Annotated in this window: 12 protein-coding genes and 1 pseudogene; 4 read left to right on the forward strand and 9 right to left on the reverse strand. The window is 68.9% G+C overall.

Going from position 1 to position 13,225, the window contains the following annotated elements:
* Nucleotides 1–71: 71 nt before the first annotated feature.
* The 4 genes and pseudogenes from SBI80_RS28190 to hglS all read right to left on the reverse strand — a co-directional run bounded on the left by SBI80_RS28190 (nucleotide 72) and on the right by hglS (nucleotide 4,412).
* Nucleotides 72–1,375 (reverse strand): annotated as a pseudogene (locus tag SBI80_RS28190) (HNH endonuclease signature motif containing protein).
* Nucleotides 1,300–1,572, reverse strand: a complete 273-nt coding sequence (locus SBI80_RS02935; protein ID WP_318972920.1) for a hypothetical protein — start codon at nucleotides 1,570–1,572, stop codon at nucleotides 1,300–1,302. Before SBI80_RS02935 ends, SBI80_RS28190 begins: the two are co-directional and overlap by 76 nt.
* Before the next feature lie 87 nt (nucleotides 1,573–1,659).
* Complete coding sequence (gene amaB, locus SBI80_RS02940; RefSeq protein WP_318972921.1) at nucleotides 1,660–3,198, reverse strand: L-piperidine-6-carboxylate dehydrogenase; 1,539 nt, start codon at nucleotides 3,196–3,198, stop codon at nucleotides 1,660–1,662.
* On the reverse strand, nucleotides 3,195–4,412 hold the full coding sequence (gene hglS, locus SBI80_RS02945; RefSeq protein WP_318972922.1) for a 2-oxoadipate dioxygenase/decarboxylase: 1,218 nt from the start codon (nucleotides 4,410–4,412) through the stop codon (nucleotides 3,195–3,197). The genes amaB and hglS overlap by 4 nt, the downstream gene beginning before the upstream one ends.
* Nucleotides 4,413–4,478: 66 nt before the next feature.
* Between hglS and SBI80_RS02950 the strand changes: the two genes are divergently transcribed.
* Both SBI80_RS02950 and lat read left to right on the forward strand, forming a co-directional pair.
* Nucleotides 4,479–4,940 (forward strand): Lrp/AsnC family transcriptional regulator, encoded by a 462-nt coding sequence (locus SBI80_RS02950; protein WP_318972923.1) that lies wholly within the window; start codon nucleotides 4,479–4,481, stop codon nucleotides 4,938–4,940.
* A 53-nt stretch (nucleotides 4,941–4,993) separates the two neighbouring features.
* Entirely contained in the window at nucleotides 4,994–6,337 is a 1,344-nt protein-coding gene (gene lat / locus SBI80_RS02955; RefSeq protein ID WP_318972924.1) for an L-lysine 6-transaminase, read from the forward strand.
* Here the strand turns inward: lat and SBI80_RS02960 are convergent.
* From SBI80_RS02960 to SBI80_RS02970, 3 genes are all read right to left on the reverse strand, one after another.
* Complete coding sequence (locus SBI80_RS02960; protein WP_318973657.1) at nucleotides 6,330–6,851, reverse strand: restriction endonuclease; 522 nt, start codon at nucleotides 6,849–6,851, stop codon at nucleotides 6,330–6,332. The two genes, lat and SBI80_RS02960, sit on opposite strands and share 8 nt — an antisense overlap.
* Nucleotides 6,852–6,991: 140 nt before the next feature.
* On the reverse strand, nucleotides 6,992–9,595 hold the full coding sequence (locus SBI80_RS02965) for a molybdopterin-dependent oxidoreductase (RefSeq protein ID WP_318972925.1): 2,604 nt from the start codon (nucleotides 9,593–9,595) through the stop codon (nucleotides 6,992–6,994).
* Between the two features lie 31 nt (nucleotides 9,596–9,626).
* A complete protein-coding gene (locus SBI80_RS02970; RefSeq protein ID WP_318972926.1) occupies nucleotides 9,627–10,451 on the reverse strand; it encodes an FAD binding domain-containing protein in 825 nt (274 codons plus the stop codon).
* A 319-nt stretch (nucleotides 10,452–10,770) separates the two neighbouring features.
* Between SBI80_RS02970 and SBI80_RS02975 the strand changes: the two genes are divergently transcribed.
* A complete protein-coding gene (locus SBI80_RS02975) occupies nucleotides 10,771–11,205 on the forward strand; it encodes an ATP-binding protein (protein WP_318972927.1) in 435 nt (144 codons plus the stop codon).
* On the forward strand, nucleotides 11,202–11,990 hold the full coding sequence (locus tag SBI80_RS02980; protein WP_318972928.1) for an RNA polymerase sigma factor SigF: 789 nt from the start codon (nucleotides 11,202–11,204) through the stop codon (nucleotides 11,988–11,990). Before SBI80_RS02975 ends, SBI80_RS02980 begins: the two co-directional genes overlap by 4 nt.
* A gap of 3 nt (nucleotides 11,991–11,993) precedes the next feature.
* Here SBI80_RS02980 and pucL read toward each other — a convergent pair whose 3' ends face one another.
* Entirely contained in the window at nucleotides 11,994–12,893 is a 900-nt protein-coding gene (gene pucL / locus SBI80_RS02985) for a factor-independent urate hydroxylase (protein WP_318972929.1), read from the reverse strand.
* Nucleotides 12,894–12,896: 3 nt separating this feature from the next.
* On the reverse strand, nucleotides 12,897–13,217 hold the full coding sequence (uraH, locus tag SBI80_RS02990) for a hydroxyisourate hydrolase (protein WP_318972930.1): 321 nt from the start codon (nucleotides 13,215–13,217) through the stop codon (nucleotides 12,897–12,899).
* Nucleotides 13,218–13,225 lie beyond the last annotated feature (8 nt).

The following is a 13,225-nucleotide window of genomic DNA, read 5'->3' on the forward strand; positions in this document are numbered from 1 at the left end:
CCGCTGAGCGGGGGTCGAAGCAGGGCTCCGCTCGGTCGACTGGGACCCGCCTGCCGCGGGATGACGGGTGGTCAGGCGGCCAGGGGTGGGTCGGGTCCGGCGGGGGGTGTGGCTCGCTGCGTCGGCGCCGAGTCGTCTTCGGGTGGGCGTGCGGGGATGACGCCGCGGGGTGCCCAGGATCCGGGGTCGAGGGGATCGTGGGTGGCGGTGTGGTCGGTGGGGGGTCGGTAGCGTTGGGGGTGGTGGTAGTGGTTGATCCGGTTTTGGCCGGTGTCCAGGGCTTGGGGTGGGTGCCATTCGGTGTCGTGGTGGGCGTTCATGCGGGTGGTCCAGCCGCCGGGGCCGACGGGGCGGTTGTCGGGGCCGCAGGCCAGGGTCATCTGGTTGACGTTGGTGTGGCCGCCGTCGCGCCAGTCGGTGACGGTGTGGTGGACCTGGCTGCGGTAGGCGGGCACGGGGCAGCCGAGTTTGGTGCAGCCGCCGTCGCGCAGGATGATCGCCAGTCGTTGCGCGGTGGAGGCGGTGCGGCGGGCCCGGAAGAGGTCCAGCACCGCGCCGGTGGCATCGTCGAACATTCCCAGGTAGTTGGTGGCGTTGCGGCGGGCGGCCATGGCGAGGACGTCGCTGATCGGGAGGGTGGTGCCGCCGCCGGTGGTGGCGGTCCCGGTCATCGTCATCAGGTCTTGCAGGGTGGTGCGGATCAGGATCGAGGTGGGTAGCCCGTTGAGGTGGCCGAGGTCACCGCGTTCGAGGGCGCGGCGTCCGATGTATTCGAGGGCGTCGTGGTGGCGTTGGGCCGGGGTGCGGGTGTCGGCGTCGATCTGGGCTTGGCGGGGGGTGCCCGAGAGGCACGGCTGGCCGTCGGCGGGGTTGCACATGCCGGGGCGGCGAATTTCGCCATCAGCACTTCCCATACCGCCCGGCAGGCCGGGGTCAACGTGGCGGTGAATTCGGTCATGGTGTCGTGGCGTTGGGGGCTCATGCGCGCGCCGCGGCGGCGGTGGCGTTCGGCGTCGTTGGGGGGTGCGCCGTCTTGGTCGAGCAGGAACAGGGTCTGGTCGATCTGATCGCGCAGGGTCTTGGGTCGGTCTGCGACGCCGTGGCGGACCCAGTCGGCTTCGATCTGATCGCGTTCTGAGGGTTGGACCCAGCCGGGGATCTTGGCGATGCCCTTGCGGAGGATTTCGACGTGTTCGTGGGTGAGCATGCCCCTCCGTTGGGCGATGGCGACCGCGGGCAGGGTCGGGGGAAGCACCTGGCCGGTGATCGAGCGGCGCGGGCCGAGCAGCGCGGCTTGGGTCAGGCGGATCCCGGCCTCGCTACCGGAGAGCCGCCATCGGGTGGCCAGGACCTCGCGCCAGTTCTTGGCGCCCATGTCGATGGCCGTGGTCTGCTGTTGCAGTTGGTCAGGGCGCGGTGTCGGTGAGCCGCGGTGCGGCGCTCGGCGTCCTGTAGGGCGTCGAGCAGTGTGACCGCGTCATCGGCGGTCAGCGTGTCCAGGTCGTAGGCGTCGAGTTCGTCGTGGATCGCGCGCAGCGCCGCGACCGCGGCCAGGACCCGATCCGATGACACGACTCGAACATACCTTCGACCACCGACAGGCACGCCCCTGCTGTGACCGCTGAAACCACAGTGGCACACGAGCTTTCACGACATGGCTCAACCGAAGTGCACACCCTGGGCCAGCGGCAGTTCGGAGCTGTAGTTGACGGTATTGGTGGCCCGCCGCATGTAGGCCTTCCACGAATCGGACCCCGACTCCCGGCCGCCGCCGGTCTGCTTCTCACCGCCGAACGCCCCGCCGATCTCCGCACCCGACGTACCGATGTTGACGTTGGCGATGCCGCAGTCGGACCCGTCGGCCGCCATGAACCGCTCGGCCTCCCGCATGTCGGTGGTGAAGATCGCCGACGAAAGACCCTGCGGCACCGCGTTGTTGAGCTCGATGGCCTCCTCGAGAGTGTCGTAGGTCAACACGTAGAGGATCGGGGCGAACGTCTCGTCGTGCACGACGGCGGTCTGCGACGGCATCCGCACCACCGCAGGCGCGACGTAGAACGAACCGTCACCGGTGTCGACCCGCTCGCCGCCGACGACCTCGCCACCATCCTCGCGGGCTCGCTCCAGGGCGCCCACCATGTCGCGGTAGGACCGTTCGTGGATCAGCGGCCCGACGAGGGTGCCCTCGGCCGACGGATCGCCGATTGGCAGGCTGCGGTAGGCCGCGGTGATGCGCTCGACGAGCGTGTCCACGACCGAGGTATGGGCGATTACCCGGCGCAGCGTCGTGCAGCGCTGCCCCGCCGTCCCTGCCGCGGAGAACACGATGCCGCGAACGGCGAGGTCCAGATCGGCCGACGGGGCCACGATCGCGGCGTTGTTGCCGCCCAGTTCCAGCAGCGACTTGCCGAAGCGCTGCGCCACCCGCGGACCGACCTGCTGGCCCATGCGTACCGAACCGGTCGCGCTGATCAGGGCGATCCTGGGGTCGTCGACCAGCTTCTCGCCAATCTCCCTGCCGCCCTGGATGAGTCGGCTCACCTCGACCGGTGCCCCGACGTCGGCTGCGGCGCGTTCGATCAGGGCCTGGCACGCGATCGCGGTCAGCGGCGTCAGCTCCGAGGGCTTCCACACCACGGTGTCGCCGCAGACCAATGCGATGGCGGTGTTCCACGCCCACACCGCGACCGGGAAGTTGAACGCGGTGATGACGCCGACCACCCCGAGCGGATGCCACGTCTCCATCAGCCGGTGCCCGGGACGCTCCGAGGCGATGGTGCGCCCGTACAGCTGACGCGAGAGGCCCACGGCGAACTGGCAGATGTCGATCATCTCCTGGACCTCGCCAAGCGCCTCCGAGGTGATCTTGCCCGCCTCGATGGTGACCAGCGTGCCCAGCTCCGCCGCGTGTTCGACGAGGAGCTCGCCCAGGCGCGCCACCAGTGCACCGCGGACTGGGGCCGGGGTGACGCGCCACGTCGTGAATGCCCGTGCCGCAGCGGCAATGGCGTCATCGGCCTCGTCGGGGGTTGTCTCCCGGACCGTGAACAGGACGTCACCGGTGATGGGGGTACTGGCCTGCAGCCCGTGCCCACCGGGGTCGCCGAGCTCGGCCACCGAGCCGACGGCCTTGAGCGCGTCTAGCGCGCGGTCGCGAAGGTCGTCGAACGTCGGCAGGACGGGCGGGCTGTTCGTCATGATGCTGCTGCTTTCTCGTAGAGGTCGTACGGGTCGTGCACGTGTTCGTCGATGGCGCCTGCCAACCAGTCTGCGCCGTAACCGGATTGGTCGTCCGACTGGGTAGGGGAGGTGTCCGCGACGTCGAGGTTGGAGCGGAAGATCCCGGCTGCCGAGATCGGCAGGAAGTCCTCGTAGACGACGGGTCTCGTGGGGTCGCCACCGTGGTAGTAGGCCAAGCCCGCAGCGGCGAGTTCGGTGTCGCTGCTTGGGAAGTACTCGGCCCAGCAGGCCGCCGGGTCCTCCGAATTCATCGCGGTGTCATAGCGTTCCCGGCCCCGCCGGGTCAGCGCCACGCCCCGCGACTCCACCTCGCCGAAGCGGACCCTCAGGGTGCCGTCGGTGACGGTGCCTCCGGCGTCCCGGAAGCGCCGGGGCTCGGCCAACGCCCGGAACGACGTCTGGCGCAGCAGCACGTCGGGCCCATCCGATCGTGGCGGGCCCTGGATGGTGTCGGTCATGGTGATGCCCCTGGCGACCATTCGCCGATACAGCTCGTCGATGTCGAGAACCCGCGGGGTCAGGTGGTTGACGTGGGTGGACCGCACGCCGGCGATGTCTGCGGCCACCGCGGAGACCGCGGACAGTTCCCGGTACCAGCTTGCGTCGATCGGTTCGCGAGACAGGGTGAACGACGACACCGCACGGGCGACGAAGTCGTCGGCCTCGGCGGCCGGACATTCACCGGCGCTGGCGATGGTCCTGGCGGTGGCGATCAGGGTCGGATCGAACAGTTGCCGGTCGTCGAGGAACCGGTCGATGCGGGTGCGCAGCTCGGGGTCGAAGAACCGGCTGTCGGCGGTGGCCAGGACGGAGGTGAAGACCCGAAAGGGGTTGACGGCCAATTCCTCCGAGTCGATCGGCCGGAACGCAGTCGATACCACCGGCACGGGCGATGCCGCGTCGCGCAGGTCGTAGAAGCCGACCGGGTGCATGCCGAACGCGGCGAACAGGCCGGCGACGTCGGCCAGCTCGCGGGCGCTGCCCACCCGGATGGCGCCGTGGCGCTCGGCGGTGACGCGGTGCAGCGAACCGAACCGGTCGTCGCCGGTGAAGTCGGCGTTGACCTCGGTGCTGACTTCGACCAGCGTCGTGTAGGCCGGCACCTCGGCGCCGTACATCCGCGACAGCGCAGCGGCGAACCGAGACCGGAGCTCTGCGGTCGTGACACTCATCGAGTCGGCCTCCCCGATCCCCGAGTCGCTGCGCTGCAGCCCGCCGAGCCGCGATAGTCTCCGGCCATGGCCGATGCTTGCGAGGAGCTCGACGACATCGACCGGACGTTGGTCCGGGAGTTGGCGGCGGACGGACGCGCGACGCTGGCGCACCTGGCGGCCAGCGCCGGGCTGTCGGTGTCCGCGGTGCAGTCGCGGGTGCGGCGCCTGGAGACGCGCGGTGTCGTGACCGGATACCACGCGCGGATCGATCCAGAGTCCGTCGGCAACATGCTGTCGGCGTTCGTGTCCATCACCCCAATCGATCCCTCTCAACCCGATGATGCGCCCGCGCGACTCGAGCACATCGAGGCCATCGAGTCATGCCATTCGGTGGCCGGGGACGAGAGTTACGTCCTCCTGGTGCGTGTCCGATCGGCGCGCGCGCTCGAAGACTTGCTGCAACGGATCCGGACGGCGGCGAACGTCAGGACCAGGAGCACGATCATCTTACAAACTTTTTACGAGGGTCGCGACTTCATACCGTAGAAAATCCTGTCATGCGGCGTGCGTGGCGTAAATAATCCGTTAGGATGGCCGGCATGACTGCCGTGCTGCCTTCGCGTGACCTGAAGTCCGGTGCCCACGTGGCTCCCGCCGACGTGCGTGAGGTGCTCAGTCGCAGCATCCTGGCCGACGGGCTCGACTTCGTCCTCGACGTCGAGCGGTCGGCCGGCTCCTACCTCGTCGACGCCCGCACCGGCGAGCGCTACCTGGACATGTTCACGTTCTTCGCGTCGTCGGCACTGGGCATGAACCATCCGGCCCTCGCACTAGACCAGGCCTTCCGCGCCGAACTCGCCGCCGCCGCGGTCAACAAGCCCAGCAACAGCGACGTCTACAGCGTCCCGATGGCGCGCTTCGTCGAGACGTTCGCCCGGGTGCTCGGCGACCCCGCCCTGCCCCATCTATTCTTCGTCGACGGCGGCGCGCTGGCGGTCGAGAATGCGCTCAAGGTCGCCTTCGACTGGAAGAGCCGGTTCAACGAGAGCCGCGGCATCGATCCCGCGCTCGGCACCAAGGTGTTGCATTTGGCGGGTGCCTTCCACGGCCGCAGCGGATACACGCTGTCGTTGACCAATACCGACCCGAACAAGGTGGCCCGTTTCCCGAAGTTCGACTGGCCGCGCATCGATGCGCCCTACCTGCGTTCGAGCGTGGACATGGCCGAGCTGGAGGCGGAGTCGCTGCGGCAGGCGCGCGCGGCGTTCGAGGCCAGTCCGCACGACATCGCCTGCTTCATCGCCGAGCCCATCCAGGGTGAGGGCGGGGACCGGCACTTCCGTCCCGAGTTCTTCGCCGAGATGCGCAGGCTGTGCGACGAGTTCGACGCGTTACTGATCTTCGACGAGGTGCAGACGGGCTGCGGGATGACCGGAACTCCCTGGGCCTACCAGCAATTGGGTGTCGCGCCAGACGTCGTGGCATTCGGCAAGAAGACCCAGGTGTGTGGTGTGATGGCCGGCCGCCGGGTCGACGACGTGGCGGACAACGTGTTCGCCGTCAGCTCGCGGATCAACTCGACCTGGGGTGGCAACCTGACCGACATGGTGCGGTCGCGTCGCATCCTCGAGACCATCGAGGGGGAGCAGCTCCTGTCGCACGCGGCGAACCTCGGCCGCCACCTGCTGTCCCGGCTCCAGGACTTGGCGACGGAGTTCCCGGGACAGGTGCGCGATCCGCGCGGCCGCGGCCTGATGTGTGCGTTCAGCATGCCGACGGCATCGCAGCGCGACGAGTTGATCGAAGCGCTATGGGCCCGTCGGGTGATCATGCTGGCCAGCGGGTCCGACAGCGTCCGATTCCGGCCGGCCCTGACGGCGTCGCGCACCGAGATCGATGCCGCGGTCGACGCCGTGCGATCGGTGCTGGCCACCCTCAGCTGACGCCGTCGCGCTGGACCAGGCGGCGGATCGTCGAACCCAGTCGGGTGAGGTCTTCACCGCCGACGAGGATGCAGCCGTGACGCTGCGCGAGTTCACGTGCGGCGGGCGTGAAGTCGTGGTTGGTGACGACCATGGTGTGTGCACAGTCGTGCATCGCCGCACCGGCAACGACCTCCTGCACGGCTCCGGAGCCGACCGGCCGGGACTGCCGCTTGCATTGGATCGCAAGACGATTCGGTCGGCGGCCGACGATGAGGTCGACGCCGAAGTCGCCCGTCACCGCCGTCATGATCACCGAGGTGCCGGTGCCGCGGGCGATGCGCGCCACGTAGTCCTCGAACTCCAGGCCCGACATGGCCTGCGTGGCGGGGTGCTCGTAGGCGGCGGGCGTGCGGGCGCCGCGCAGCACGCCGACCAGGAAGGCGGGTAGCGCCGGCGCGAGCACCGCGGCGGCCACGCTCCACGTCACACCGAGGCCTCCCACGTACGCCGCGACGCCAGCCGCGACCGCCATCAGGACGTACGCTCTCCACACGGTGCGAAGGCTAACGCGCCGCACCGACAGTGCATCGTGACGCACGTGGCGAAAACGCGGTGCTCTGCCCGCGACGGGATCGAGCGTGCGCAGGCACGCTTGGGGGTCACGGGTAGGGGTCAGTGGTGCAGGGCGCGCCAGACCCGCGCGGGGGTCATCGGCAGCTGATGCAGGCGCGCGCCACACGCCCTGGCGATCGCGTTGGCCAGCGCCGGGGCCACCGGGTTGTACGGCGACTCGCTCATCGACTTCGCGCCGAACGGTCCGAGGGCGTCGTAGGTGTCGGCGAAGTACACCTCCGTCACCGGCAGGTCCGCGAGCTGGGGAATGTGGTAGTTGCGCAGCTCGGTGGTGGTGATCGCACCGTCGGGGCCCGAGCGCATCTCCTCGTACAACGCCGTGCCGATGGCCTGTGCGACGCCACCCTCGACCTGGCCGCGGCACTGCTCGGGGTTCATCACCACGCCCGCGTCGGCGGCCTGCACCGACTGCAGGATCCGCACCACGCCCGTCTCCACGTCGACCGCGACGCGGAAGCCCTGCACGTTGAACGCCACCGACCGCGGAGTGCCGTCGTGCCTACCGTGGCCGATGAGGGGCCGGTCGTCCGGGGTGGCGGCGATGAGGTCGCGCAGCTCGCGGCAGGCGGCCTGCACCGCCATGCCGGCCACCACCGTGCCGGCCGAGCCGAACGCTCCGGTGTCGTAACCCGTTGCATCGGTGTCGGATTGGCGGAGGCGAACCCGGCTCGGGTCGACGCCCAGCTCGGAGGCCACGATCTGGGCGTGCACCGTCGAGGTACCGTTGCCGAATTCGGCGGTGCCGACGGACAGGGTGAAGTCACCGTCGGCGTCACGGGTGATCGAGGCGTCGGCGAAGTGACCGCGTGGCGGGATGGTGGCGATCATCGCGACGGCCATGCCCTCGCCGATGCGCCACTGTGGGCCGTCCGGTACCGCCGTCGCCGCGCCGTCGGACAGCGCGTTCTGCACCAGATCCAAGCACTGGTCCAGTCCGTAGCTGCCGTAGGACAGGTCGTCGTCGGCCACGTGTGAGTCGGTGAACGCATCGCCCGGGACTACGACGTTGCGGCGTCGGAGGTCGAAGGGGTCGATGCCCAGCTCGTCCGCCAACTCGTCGAGCGCCGACTCGATGGCGAAGATCACCTGGCCCAGGCCGTATCCGCGGAATGCGCCCGAGGGAATGTTGTTGGTGTACACCGCTTCTGCATCGACACGCTTGTTGGCGCAGCGGTACACCGACACCGATTCGCCGCAGCCGTGGAACATCACGCCCGGGCTGTGGTTGCCGTACGCCCCGGCATCGACCAAGGCGTCGACGGCCAGCGCGGTCAGGATTCCGTCGGGACCGGCGGCGACGGTGGCGTCGACCCGAAACGGGTGTCGGCACGGCGCGGCGATGAACTCGTCGGGTCGGCTGAACTCGTAGCGCACGGGCTTGCCGAGCCGCAGCACCGCCAGCGCCACCAGATCCTCGGTCAGCATCTCCTGCTTGCCGCCGAAGCCACCGCCGACCCGACGCGTGAAGACGTGGACCTCGGCGCGGTCGAGCCCGAAGACGTGACACAACTCGTCGCGGACCAGGAAGGGCACCTGTGAACTAGTCCGAATCACCAAGCGGCCGTGGTCATCCCGCCACCCCGTGCAACCGTGGGTCTCTAGGTGCACATGCTGGACCCGCTGGGTGTTCCACCGTCCCGTGACCACGGCACCGCCTGCGGCCAGCGCTCGGGCGACGCCGGCGTCGACGTCGCCGACCCCGCCATGCACCTCGGCCACCAGGTTGCGCGACGCATCGGCGATGCGCGCGTCGGCGTCCTTGTCGGCGTGCAGCAGCGGCGCACCGGGTGATCGGGCGACCTCTGGGTCGAACACCGCAGGCAGTGGCTCGTACTCGACGCGGATTGCCTGGCAAGCCTTCTCGGCGACGGCCAGGCTGTCGGCGACCACGGCGGCGACCCGTTGGCCGACGAAACGCACGGTGTCATCGAGGACCACGGAGTCATCCGGGTCGTCGAGCCGGCTCTCGTGGCGGGCGGTGGAGAAGGCCACGGGTGGGCTGTCTCGATGCGTCAGCACCAGGTGCACGCCGGGGAGCTGCTCGGCCGCGCTGGTGTCGATCGAGGTGATCCTGGCGTGGGGCAGTGGACTGCGAAGCACCGCGAGGTGAAGCAGTCCGGTCATGGCGTGATCCATCGTGTACTGCTCGGTGCCGGTCACGACGCGCATGCCGGCCGGCGCTCCGACGGAATCTCCGGTCCCGCCAACCTTCTTGGTGTTGACCGCACCCGCCAGCGCGTCGGTGATCGAGCGGTATCCGGTGCACCGGCACAGGTTTCCCTTGAGGTGCCGGGGCAAATCGGCCTGCTGCTCGGGCGTCAGCGTCGACGCGGTGGTGATCATCCCTGCCGTGCAGAAGCCGCACTGGAATCCCGCCGCCTCGACGAAGCGCCGCTGCAGGGGATGGGGATCGTCGGGCGTCCCGAGGCCCGCGACGGTCGTGACGTCGCGGCCGGTGGCGCGGAACGCGGGGAACACGCAGGAATGCACGGGGGCTCCGTCGACGAGCACCGAGCAGGCTCCGCAGTCACCGGCGTCGCACCCCTTCTTCACCTCGAAGTGGCCGTGATCGCGCAGATAGGTTCGCAGACACTGCCCCGGCCGCGGTTCGTCGGTCAAGGGCTGGCCGTTCACGGTCACCATCCGCGACCCCGTTCCGCTGCTCGCTGAAATGTCATCCGCCCAATTCCCCACAGATCTGCTCGGCGAGCACCAGCGACACCCCGCGCCGCCAGTCGGGGTCGCCGTGCGCGTCGTCGGTCCAGGCATCCTCGGGAATGCCGGCATGCGCCCGGCGTGCCAGAGCGACGTCGACGGAGGGCAGCTCGAACACGTAGGGACGGACCGTCGCGGCGGTGATCGACAACGTCAACGACCCGTCGGCATTCAGCCGGCCGATGACGACGATGCCGGAGCGGCCAAGCGCCGACGGCGCCAGCTTCCGGTACGCGGTGCGACACCGCAGCGCCGACGCCGGCAGACGCACCGACCGCAGGACCTCGTCGGCGCCCAGCACGTTGGTGGAGCTGCCCGTGACGAACTCGGTGACGGGCATCCGGTAGTCGTCGCCGTCGGCGCGCCACACCACGACTTCTCCGGCTAGCGCCGAGGCCAGCGAGATCATCGATCCCGCGGGGAAGGAGAGGCAGACGTTGCCGCCGACCGTGGCGGTGTGCCACACCTCGTGCGACGCGAGTAGCGCCGTACAGCACTGGTGCAGCAGCGGCGCGGCCAGCCAGTCCGGCCGGTTTGCGGCCAGCTCGGACGACAATTCCGACAGCCGCTGCAGTGTGCACGTCGCGGCGAGGTCGATCCCGTCGTCGTCGATCGTGACGGCGGGCCAGCCCAGTCCGGAGATGTCGACCAGGGTTCGGGTGTGCGGCTGGGGCTCGGAGAACAACCACGTGCCGCCGGCGATGATCGCCTCCGCCGGAGCGAGTGGCCACAGGTCGTCGCGGCGGCGCGGCGTCCTGATCGACTCGACGGTGTTGAGGTCCACTCGTCGAAGGTAGTCAGGATTGGGGTCCCTCGCATTCCGATGCGCAATCCATCACAGGCGCCACGCCAAAGACGTTGTTCTTCGCCGGATTTGGGCCTGGGTCTGCTGGTCCGAGGGCGGGTCGTCGGGGTTTAGCCGTGCACCGGTTGGGCATCCAGGGCGCAACCAACTACGGCACGCAGAGCGGGAGGTACCACCATCGGAGCAGGCCAGGGGGTTATCACGGCGCCCGTCGAGGCGCCGGAAGGGGATCGGAGTGCTGGTGGTTAATCGAGAGCAGGCTCGGGGTAATCTCGCCTGGAGATCACTTGGAGGGCGCGTGTCAGACGGTCAGGACGGCCACGACGGTGGGCATCGGAGCCCGCGATCGGTCGAGGTACGGGTTGCGGCGAAACTCGAGAACTTGGCGGTGTTGCGGACGGTCGTCGGCGCCGTCGGCACCTATGAGGACCTCGACTTCGACAGCGTCGCCGACCTCCGCCTCGCAGTCGACGAGGCGTGCACCCGGCTGATCCGCTCGGCGACCCCCGACGCGACGCTGGTGCTGGTGATCCACCCTCAGGAGGAGCAGCTCGTCGTCGACGTGTCGACAGCGTGCTCGTCGCCCGACATCGTCGTGCCAGGCAGCTTCAGCTGGCACGTCCTGAGCTCGCTGACCGACGAGGTCAGCACCTTCCACGACGGACATGGCGCGGAAGACGCACAGGTCTTCGGCATCTCCATGACGACGAGACGAGCGAGCTCGCTGAGGTGACCACGCCGTCCTCTCGGGGTTCGGCATCACGATCGAACTCTGAATATGCGGACGTGGTCGACATGTTCCGTGCCCTGCAGGAGCTGCCCGACGACTCCACGGCGTTCCGGCGTCAGCGCGACTCCATCGTCGAACGCTGCCTACCGCTCGCCGACCACATCGCCCGCCGATTCGACGGCCGTGGCGAACCGCGTGACGACCTGGTTCAGGTGGCCAGGGTCGGTCTGGTGAACGCCGTGATCCGCTTCGACGTCGACGCCGGCTCGGACTTCGTGTCCTTCGCCGTGCCCACCATCATGGGCGAGGTTCGGCGGCACTTCCGCGACAACAGTTGGTCGGTGAAGGTGCCGCGCCGGCTGAAGGAACTGCACCTTCGCCTGGGCGCCGCCACCGCCGAGCTGTCGCAGAAGCTCGGCCGGGCGCCCACTCCGTCTGAGCTGGCCGCCGAACTCGAGATGGATCGCGACGAGATCGTCGAGGGGCTGGTGGCCGGCAGCTCGTACAACACGTTGTCCATCGACGGTGCGGGCGGCGGTACCGAGGAGGCCCCCGCGATCGCCGACACCCTTGGCGACGTCGACCTCAACCTCGATCAGATCGAGAACCGAGAATCATTGCGGCCCTTGCTCGCCAGCCTTCCCGAGCGCGAGCGTCAGGTACTGCTGCTGCGCTTCTTCGAATCGATGACGCAGACGCAGATCGCCGAGCGGGTGGGTATCTCGCAGATGCACGTGTCCCGGCTGCTCGCCAAATCCCTGGCGCGGCTGCGGGATCAGCTCGAGTAGGGGCTAGGCGAGCCAGCCCTGGTACACGTCCCACGCCGATCCGGCCGGGGGAGCGTCGTCGCGGGTGACGGTGGCCTGGATGAAGCCGTAGGGCCGATCGTCGGCGTTGAACACCTCGTTGTCGTTGGACAGCCCGAACGGCGAGAGGTCGTAGACGAAGTGGTGCTTGTTCGGCGCCGCCAGTCGCACCTCCGCGATCGTCGGATAGGCCTCCAGCACCGCCCGGCCCATCTCGAACAGCGTCTGCTGTAGTGCCAGGGACTGCACCACCGCGAACTGCTCGACCAGGTGGGTCTTGATGCCCTCGAACGTCGTCTCCCAATCGACGTCGGTGGTGGTGAAACGCCACTGGGCGGTCAACGACGTGGCCATCACCCGATCGTGGGTCGGCTCGAGAATCGTGTAGGGATCGGTGAGGAAGCCGGCGAACTCCGAGCCGGTCGACTTGAGGATGGTCATCTCCTTGAGACCTCCGACGACCCATTCTCCCTCGGTGTCAACGGTTATCGCGGCCGTGCGCACCTCCTGGCCCTTGCGGATCCAGGTGTGGTCGTGCTCGGCGCCGTCGACCACCGCACGCTGCCAGGCGTATTCGTCGATCTCGATGCGGGCGCCCTGCACCGGTTCGACGTCGTGGACGAAGTGCCGCGCCAGCGCCAGCCCGTAGTCCTCGATGGACTGCAGCCCCTTCTCCTTGGCGTAGGCGTACGCGGTCTGCTTCTGGGTGTCGGTGGGCAGTACCTGGGATTGTTCACCCGCCAGGTGCGCGGCACTGAAATCGCCTCGCAGACAGGTGGATACGTTCACGTCGTGGATCTCGTGGCGCGGGCTGTCGCGGTAGATCCTGACGATGCGGTTCTCCGCCTTGCCGTACTGGTTCTTGCCGAGAACGACCTTGGACAACGCTCAACTCCCTCGGTAGGTGGAATACGCAAATGGCGAGAGCAGCACCGGCACGTGGTACTTGCCGAGCGCGTCGGTGACGTGGAACGCGATGACCACTTCGGGGTAGAACGTCGGCACGTCGCGGCGCGCGAAGTACCCACCGGTGTCGAAGGTCAGGTGGTATACCCCGGCCGCCAGCGCGTCACCGAGTGTCGCGATCCGTCCATCGTCGTCGGTGCTCGCAGTGGCCAGCGTGGTGCCCGCGGCATCGGTCAGGGTGACGGCCACACCGGCCGCCGGCCGGCCCGACATCGCGTCGAGCACGTGGGTGGAGAGGCTCATGTGGTCAC

Origin of the sequence: Mycolicibacterium sichuanense (assembly GCF_033741125.1) — a bacterium.
Classification (GTDB): domain Bacteria; phylum Actinomycetota; class Actinomycetes; order Mycobacteriales; family Mycobacteriaceae; genus Mycobacterium.

What these genes read in the sequence shown, in the direction of transcription:
- lat (WP_318972924.1), top strand. Translation starts at nt 4,994, where the DNA reads ATGACTGCCGTGCTGCCTTCGCGTGACCTGAAGTCCGGTGCCCACGTG.
- uraH (WP_318972930.1), bottom strand. Translation starts at nt 13,217, where the DNA reads ATGAGCCTCTCCACCCACGTGCTCGACGCGATGTCGGGCCGGCCGGCG.
- SBI80_RS02965 (WP_318972925.1), bottom strand. Translation starts at nt 9,595, where the DNA reads ATGGTGACCGTGAACGGCCAGCCCTTGACCGACGAACCGCGGCCGGGG.
- SBI80_RS02950 (WP_318972923.1), top strand. Translation starts at nt 4,479, where the DNA reads ATGGCCGATGCTTGCGAGGAGCTCGACGACATCGACCGGACGTTGGTC.
- amaB (WP_318972921.1), bottom strand. Translation starts at nt 3,198, where the DNA reads ATGACGAACAGCCCGCCCGTCCTGCCGACGTTCGACGACCTTCGCGAC.
- SBI80_RS02960 (WP_318973657.1), bottom strand. Translation starts at nt 6,851, where the DNA reads ATGGCGGTCGCGGCTGGCGTCGCGGCGTACGTGGGAGGCCTCGGTGTG.
- hglS (WP_318972922.1), bottom strand. Translation starts at nt 4,412, where the DNA reads ATGAGTGTCACGACCGCAGAGCTCCGGTCTCGGTTCGCCGCTGCGCTG.